Source organism: Streptomyces mesophilus (genome assembly GCF_011044995.1).
Classification (GTDB): domain Bacteria; phylum Actinomycetota; class Actinomycetes; order Streptomycetales; family Streptomycetaceae; genus Streptomyces; species Streptomyces mesophilus.
The window spans coordinates 1-2,808 of the sequence record NZ_JAAKZW010000422.1 but is presented as its reverse complement, the minus strand read 5'-3'; the positions used below and the strand labels follow the sequence as shown (position 1 = coordinate 2,808).

Genomic DNA, 2,808 nt, shown 5'->3' with positions numbered 1-2,808 from the left:
CTTCCTCACCGCCGAACAATCACTCGTCCTCGGCCACCCCCTGCACCCCACCCCCAAGAGCCGTGAAGGGTTGTCCGAGGCGGAGGCGGAGCGGTACTCGCCGGAGTCGTACGGGGCGTTCGCGCTGCATTGGATGGCCGTCGCACCTTCGGTGCTCGCCGCCGACTCGGCCTGGACCGAGCGAGGCCGCACCGTCACCGCACAGCAGCTCACCTCGCGCCTCGCCGGTCCGGCGGCCGACAAGGCCCTGTCCGCGCGCGCCGCCGAACTGCCCGACGGTTACGCCCTGTTGCCCCTCCACCCATGGCAGGCGAGCGACCTGACCCACCGGCCCGAGGTCGCCGAGCTCTTGGACCGCGGTCTGATCAGGGACCTCGGCCCGCTCGGTGACGACTGGTACCCCACCTCCTCCGTCCGCACGGTCTACCGGCCCGGCGCCGCGGCCATGCTGAAGCTCTCCCTCGGCCTGCGCATCACCAACTCCCGTCGCGAGAACCTGCACAAGGAACTCCACCGAGGCGTGGAGGTCCACCGTCTGCTGCGCTCCGGCCTGTCCGCCGAGTGGAAGTCGGCGCACCCCGGGTTCGACATCGTCCGCGACCCCGCCTGGCTGGCGGTGCTTGACGCGGACGGGGCCCCCGTCACCGGCCTGGACACCGTCATCCGTAACAACCCCTTCGCCCCCGGCGACGACGTGACCTGCATCGCGGGCCTGGTCTCCCCGCGCCCGGTGCGAGCAGCCGGCACAGCCGGCCGCCGAACGGCCACCGACCGAACCGCCGCCCCCATGCGCTCCCGGCTCGCCGAGCTCGTCGGAGCACTCGCCGCACGCACCGGACGTCCCCGCGGAGCCGTGGCCGCCGAGTGGTTCCTGCGCTACCTCGAACAGGTCGTACGTCCCGTCCTCTGGCTCGACGGAGAAGCGGGCGTCGCGCTCGAAGCCCACCAGCAGAACACCCTCGTCGTCCTCGACCCCGACGGCTGGCCCGTCGGCGGCCGCTACCGCGACAACCAGGGCTACTACTTCCGCGCGTCACGCCGTACCGAACTCGACAAGCGTCTCCCCGGCATCGGCGTGCGCAGCGACACCTTCGTCCCCGACGCGGTCACCGACGAACGCTTCGCCTACTACCTGGGCATCAACAACGTCCTGGGTCTCATCGGCGCCTTCGGCTCACAGCGTCTCGCCGACGAACGGTTGCTGCTCGCCGCCTTCCGCCGCTTCCTGGCCGAATGCGCCTCGGGCACCGGCAAGCTGCGCAGCCCGCTGCCTGCCCAGCTGCTCGAGACCCCGGTGCTGCGCTGCAAGGCCAATCTGCTGACCCGGCTGCACGGCCTCGACGAACTCGTCGGCCCCGTCGACACCCAGTCCGTCTACGTCACCATCCCCAACCCCCTTCACATTCCTCGTACATGACCATCCGCCCGTGAGAGGAGCGTTGCCGTGCCGCCCACCGACGCGAGCACCAACCCCCAGCCTTCCGCCACCGGTACCGACACCCGGAACACCTCCGAGGACACCCTCGACCTCCGCCTGCCCGACGAGCTCCTCGCCCTGATCGCGGGCGAGGCGGACGACGAGGACACGGCGCCGCAGCCGAGCCCCGCGAAGGCGGACAGGGACGTCCACGACCGGACGGCCGACACCGGGGCAACGGGGCAGCAGCACACCGCGGTGCGCCCCCGGCACACCGGCCCCGCGCACGGCATCCCTCCCCTCGAAGACCTGCTCGACGGCGTCTCCGGCTGGGGACCCGCATCCACGCCCGTCGGCGTGTTCCAGCTGGTCCCCGTACGGATCGAGCGTGACCTCACCCTGATCAGCCGCTGGATGAACGACCCTGCCGTGGCCGCGTTCTGGGAGCTCGGCGGAGACGCATCCGTCACCGCCGACCATCTGCGCCCCCAACTCGAGGGTGACGGCCGCAGTGTGCCCTGCGTCGGGCTGCTCGACGGCACACCGATGAGCTACTGGGAGATCTACCGGGCCGACCTGGACCCGCTCGCCCGGCACTATCCGGCGCGCCCACACGACACCGGAATCCATCTGCTCATCGGAGGTGTCGCGGACCGCGGCCGGGGCGTGGGCACGTCCCTGCTGCGCGCCGTCGCCGACCTCGTACTCGACCGAAGGCCCGCGTGCACCCGCGTAGTGGCGGAACCCGACCTGCGCAACACCCCTTCTGTGTCAGCCTTTTTGAGCGCAGGCTTCCGCCTCGGTGCCGAGGTGGAGCTTCCCGGTAAACGCGCCGCGCTCATGGTCCGCGACCGCGCGCTGCGCGCCCAGCTCTGATCCTCGCCGCACCCACCTCACGTACCACCCCCGAGCCGAACCGCTCCCGACCGACCACTTGCAGCACCACCCTTCTCGCTCCAGGCATAGCGCCCCAACCAGCCGGATCCCCACCGGTCTTCGTTGGATTTCACTACTGATACACCGCTCGGGCCGGGCAGGTTCCGCATCCCGGCCCACGAATTTCCGGCGCCGACGACCCGCCTCGCGCCACCCGCCCGACCTTGACCGCTCCGTCCCACCGGCACAAAGCCCCACCGGCACAAAGCCCCACCGGCACAAAGCCCCACCGGCACAAAGCCCCACCGCACAAAGCCCCACCCAGGCCCGCACCCCGCTTGATTCCGGAGACCCCGTGCACAATTACGCCGACGCCCCCGATTCGGCAGAGCGCCCCACGCTCTACGATCCGCCGGAACTCAACCGGGCGACATGGCACCTGGCCGGCCGCCGCCTCCTGGCCAAGATGCTGGGCGAGTTCGCCCACGAAGAGATCATCCAGCCGACTCCCGCCC

2 protein-coding genes are annotated in these 2,808 nt (G+C 71.0%); both read left to right on the top strand.

Annotated elements, in window-relative coordinates:
- The coding region (locus G6045_RS40180) for an IucA/IucC family protein (protein ID WP_165337191.1) at positions 1-1,417 on the top strand (1,417 nt) is incomplete at its 5' end.
- Positions 1,418-1,444: 27 nt separating this feature from the next.
- Positions 1,445-2,293, top strand: coding sequence for a GNAT family N-acetyltransferase (locus G6045_RS40175; protein WP_165337190.1), 849 nt, complete (start codon positions 1,445-1,447; stop codon positions 2,291-2,293).
- Positions 2,294-2,808 lie beyond the last annotated feature (515 nt).